This is a genomic window from Mesorhizobium sp. M0715 (assembly GCF_040320355.1).
Classification (GTDB): Bacteria; Pseudomonadota; Alphaproteobacteria; order Rhizobiales; family Rhizobiaceae; genus Mesorhizobium.
This window is the reverse complement of record NZ_JAMYPL010000061.1, coordinates 1-4984: the sequence shown is the minus strand read 5'-3', so window position 1 is coordinate 4984 and position 4984 is coordinate 1. Positions and strand designations below refer to the sequence as shown.

Genomic DNA, 4984 nt, shown 5'->3' with positions numbered 1-4984 from the left:
CTACCTGGCGAAAGCCGGCCTGAAGGTGCTGGTGCTCGAGGGTCGCCATGTAATTGGTGGCGCAGCTCGGTCCGAGGAAGTTGTTCCCGGCTTCACCTTTTCCGTTTTTTCCTACGTTGCAGCCCAACTACATCCGAAGGTAGTCACCGAGCTCGAACTCAGGAAATATGGCCTTCGATCCTTCAATGCGGACTCTCGCACGTTGCGGCCCGTGGACGAAAGGCGCTCGATGATGGTCGGCGGCGACATCGCACAGATGCAGGCAGCCTTGTCCCGATTTTCCCAGGCCGACGCTGCCCGATACCCGGAGTTCACCAAGCATCTCTCAACCGTTGCGAAGTTTGTCCACGAACTCAAGCTGCAGACGCCAGTCGACCTCGTCGCGAGTTCGTTGCGCTCGCGGGCAAAGACAGCAAGCTTCCTATGGGAGAATCGCAACGTCGGCGACGATTTCTACAAACTAATAGATCTCTTCACACAGAGCTCTGATGAATATCTGAGCCGTTGGTTTGAGAGCAGTGAAGTGAAGGCTGCGTTCGCGCAAGCGGTGGGCGGGAGCCTGATTGGCCCAAAGACCCCCGGGTCAGCGTGGCTTGCGCTGCATGGCGGCGACTCGGGCCATAAGGAGAAAGACGCCATCAGCGGACAGGTCGTCGGTGGAATGGGCTCCATCACTCAGGCGATGGCGCGGTGCGCCGAGGACCACAGCGTCGAGATACTCGTCGACAGCGATGTCGCACAGGTCCAGACGCGCAATGGCCGAGTGCATTCTGTCGTAACAAGCCGCGGAGATGAGTATAAGGCACGCATTGTTGTCGGGAACCTCAACGCCAAAGTTTTGTTCGGAAAGCTCGTGGCGGCGAGTGACCTGCCGAGTGAATTCGTCGCGGACATCGCGCAATTCAAAACGAACGGGGCGGCATTCAAGCTGAATATCGCATGTGAGAGAGCTCCGCAGTTTTCATCTTTCAACAAGCAGGAAGCGGGCATGGATAGCCCGTCATGGGCCCAGATTGCTCCTGACATGGAATACCTCGAACGGGCCTACGAAGAGGCGAAACCCGGCTGGTATTCTTCGCGACCGTTCATGATCATGATGATCCCGACAGTCCTCGAACCCGGCTTGGCGCCGAATGGAAAGCATATTGTTCAAATCTATGGCGGACATACCTCCTATGAATTGACAAACGGCTCTTGGGAACAGGAGCGCCCGAGATTCCTGAAGTCGGTGTTTGAAACCATCGACCATTTCGCACCGGGGTTTTCCGATGGTGTCATCCATACGCAGGTCCTCCTGCCGAAGGACATCGAGGAGCAGCTCAACATGCCGGGAGGCCATATCAATCACGGAGACATGTCCCTTGATCAGATGTTCTTTAAGCGGCCCGCTGCTCACTATTCGGACTATAGATCGCCGATAAGAGGTCTCTATCAATGCGGAGCGTCGTCCCATCCCGGAGGGGGTGTCTCCGGCGTGCCCGGCCGCAATGCATCGCGGGAAATCCTGAAGGATCTTGGGAAGCGTCCGGCGCGCACGGCATAAGATGTTGATTGGGGAGGTTTGGCTGCGGCTGGTGACCTGAGGCCCAATGAGAGATACTCACGACAAACCTGCCGATATTTAACAATGCCTGCTCCACGCCCTGGCAGCTTTTGAAAGGACTTTGCCGCTTTCAAACTAAGGTGGGTTAAACACGCCTCAAAGGGTTATCGAGGGAATCAATGGCAAGTCCAGCATCCGGCTTGCCGAAGCGAACGGCCCAATAGCGCAGAACAAGGATGTAGATCATGAAAACGCGCGCCGCCGTTGCTGTCGCCGCCGGAAAGCCGCTGGAGATCATGGAGGTCGATCTGGCCGGTCCGCGCGACGGCGAGGTGCTGGTCGAGATCAAGGCAACCGGCATCTGCCACACCGACGAGTTCACTTTGTCGGGTGCTGATCCCGAAGGCCTGTTTCCAGCCATTCTCGGCCATGAGGGCGCCGGCGTGGTGGTCGATGTCGGCAAGGGCGTCATCTCGGTAAAGAAGGGCGATCACGTCATCCCGCTCTATACGCCGGAGTGCCGCCAGTGCCCGTCCTGCCTGTCGCGGAAGACCAATCTGTGCACGGCGATCCGCGCCACGCAGGGCCAAGGCCTGATGCCAGATGGCTCGTCGCGCTTCTCGATCGGCAAGGACAAGATCTTTCACTATATGGGCTGCTCGACCTTCTCCAACTTCACCGTGCTGCCGGAGATCGCGGTCGCCAAGGTCAACCCGACGCTCACAAGCATGTCAGCGCTCTTGGAAGGAAATACAATGTCTCTCATCCAGCTCTCCGAACACCTTTGGGCGTATCAAGATACGTGTACCGTTTACGTACTGAAAAGTGGCTCGGAGTGCCTGCTGATTGATACAGGATCGGGCGCTGTATTGCAGCATCTTCACACAATCGGCATCCAACAAGTCGACTGGGTTCTACATACCCATCACCATAGAGATCAGTGCTGGGGAACTCCAATCGTTCAAAAAGCTGGGGCTAAAATCGCGGTGCCCGAATACGAGCGTCACCTGTTCGACAATGTCGAGGCCTACTGGCAGGCACGACGCATCTACGACAACTACAATGACCGCAATACGTTCTTCTCACTAGGAGAAAATATTGCAATCGACGCGGTTCTTGAAGACTACGGAATCTTTGTCTGGAAGGAGTACCAATTCCGAATACTTCCGGCGAAGGGTCACACCTACGGCATGGTTAACCTGGTTGGAAATGTAGACGGTAAGAAAGTGGCCTTTATTGGAGATCTGATGATAGCCGGCGGAAAACTCTATCAACTGCATGCAATGGAGTATGGTTACGGCGACCTTCTCGGTGCCGAGTTCACAATGCAGTCGATCCTCGCCTTAAAGAAGGAGAAGGTCGAATGCGCCTATCCATCTCATGGGGCACCAATCAAAGAGGTGACAGCGGATATCGAAAGGCTCGAATCGAGGCTCGAAGCACTTTCTTCTATCGGCAGGCTTTTTACATCGGGCCGAGACGTCAATTTCAACGAAAGGCAGGTTATCCGAGAGAGCAGGCTGGAGCCGATCAGTGAACATCTGCTGTGGGCGGGGCCTTATACCTGCTCCAATTTCTACGTTGTGCTGAGTGGAAGCGGCCACGCGATGTTGATTGACTATGGGCTAGCCTCGTCGGGGCATCTCCATGGTGCCGTCGATTCCGACGGGCTCCAGGCCCTGCGTTTCGTCGAGCATCATATTGATCAGCTTCGCGATGATCATGGAGTGCGGCATATCGAACTTGTCGTGCCAACGCACATTCATGATGACCATGTCTGTGGCATACCGTACCTCCAGCGACGTTTCGGCACAAAGTGTTGGGCTCTCGATTGTGTCGCCGAGGTCATTGCCGATCCTGCTGCGTGGGCAAGTACGCCGTGCTGCTTCCACAAACCCATCGAAGTGCAACGGATTCTGAGGGATGGTGAGGCTTTTCACTGGCGAGGATTTGACTTCGAGGTGCATTACGCCCCTGGTCAAACCGAGTATCACGCGGTGATTCTGGGTAAGATCGACGGAAAACGGGTCGTTTTTGGCGGCGACAATCTTTTCCTTTTTAATCCAGGCGCCGGAGGGATTGATCGCGAGATTGCTATCCAGACGACGGTCTTGCGCAACAGCTTTCAGTTGGAGATGCATCGTCGCTGCGCGAATGTAATGCGGGCGCTTAACCCCGATCTTGTGTGCCCTGGGCACGGAGAGCTGATTGACATGGATCCGTCCAGGATCGCTGAGTACACGGATTATATCGAACGTAAGGAAGCAGCTTTCCGTGATATAGTAGATGAGCCCGCAAATCATTTTATCGATCTATTCTGGGCCCGGATGCTCCCCTATCTTTCGCATGTTCTGCCAAACAGCAAACTCATATACACGGTAAAGATCCGCAACAACTTGGAGCGCACTGCTGTGTACAGCGCGCGCCTCCAACCGTCTTTTGGTTGGGTTTCGGGAGAAGGAGAATGTATTACGCTCCAACCTGGAGAGCAGGGCGAGATAATGGTTGGGACCACTGCCCCATCACAGGTTGACCCGCGCCGAAGGCTCATTACCGCCGAAATTCTAATCGACGGCATATCGCAGGGACCAGTGTGCGAAGCCCTCGTTTCAACAGTGGCAAAGTAGTTTATGATTTTGTTTGATAAATCGAAGGTACCCGGGCACAAGGCTCGACGGTTCCAGATCATTCCACCGTGCCGAAGAGGTAAACAGCTCCGGCAAGGCGCGTTGTTGTGGTGTAAAGAATGGACCCATCGATACACGCCGAAAGGAAAGCGCCTCTATCAATGCGGAGCGTTCGTCCCATCCCGGAGGGGGTGTCTCCGGCGTGCCCGGCCGCAATGCATCGCGGGAAATGCTGAAGGATCTTGGGAAGCGTCCGGCGCGCACGGCATAAGATGTTGATTGGGGAGGTTTGGCTGCGGCTGGTGACCTGAGGCCCAATGAGAGATACTCACGACAAACCTGCCGATATTTAACAATGCCTGCTCCACGCCCTGGCAGCTTTTGAAAGGACTTTGCCGATTTCAAACTAAGATGGGTTAAACACGCCTCAAAGGGTTATCGAGGGAATCAATGGCAAGTCCAGCATCCGGCTTGCCGAAGCGAACGGCCCAATAGCGCAGAACAAGGATGTAGATCATGAAAACCCGTGCCGCTGTCGCTGTCGCCGCCGGAAAGCCGCTGGAGATCATGGAGGTCGATCTGGCCGGCCCGCGCGACGGCGAGGTGCTGGTCGAGATCAAGGCAACCGGCATCTGCCACACCGACGAATTCACGCTGTCGGGCGCCGATCCCGAAGGCATCTTTCCGGCGATCCTCGGCCATGAGGGTGCAGGAATCGTCGTCGATGTTGGCAAGGGCGTCACCTCGGTCAAGAAGGGCGACCATGTCATCCCGCTCTACACGCCGGAATGCCGGCAATGCCCGTCCTGCATGT

General features: G+C 55.8%; 3 protein-coding genes and 1 pseudogene. All 4 read left to right on the top strand.

Going from position 1 to position 4984, the window contains the following annotated elements:
* The coding region (locus NKI21_RS32185) for a phytoene desaturase family protein (RefSeq protein WP_352869286.1) at nt 1-1543 on the top strand (1543 nt) is incomplete at its 5' end.
* Nucleotides 1544-1788: 245 nt separating this feature from the next.
* Nucleotides 1789-2259 (top strand): annotated as a pseudogene (locus NKI21_RS32180) (alcohol dehydrogenase catalytic domain-containing protein); the annotation flags it as partial.
* A 12-nt stretch (nt 2260-2271) separates the two neighbouring features.
* Entirely contained in the window at nt 2272-4170 is a 1899-nt protein-coding gene (locus NKI21_RS32175; RefSeq protein WP_352869288.1) for an MBL fold metallo-hydrolase, read from the top strand.
* Nucleotides 4171-4686: 516 nt separating this feature from the next.
* Nucleotides 4687-4984, top strand: a 298-nt coding sequence (locus NKI21_RS32170; RefSeq protein ID WP_352869284.1) for an alcohol dehydrogenase catalytic domain-containing protein, incomplete at its 3' end; no start/stop codon positions are given.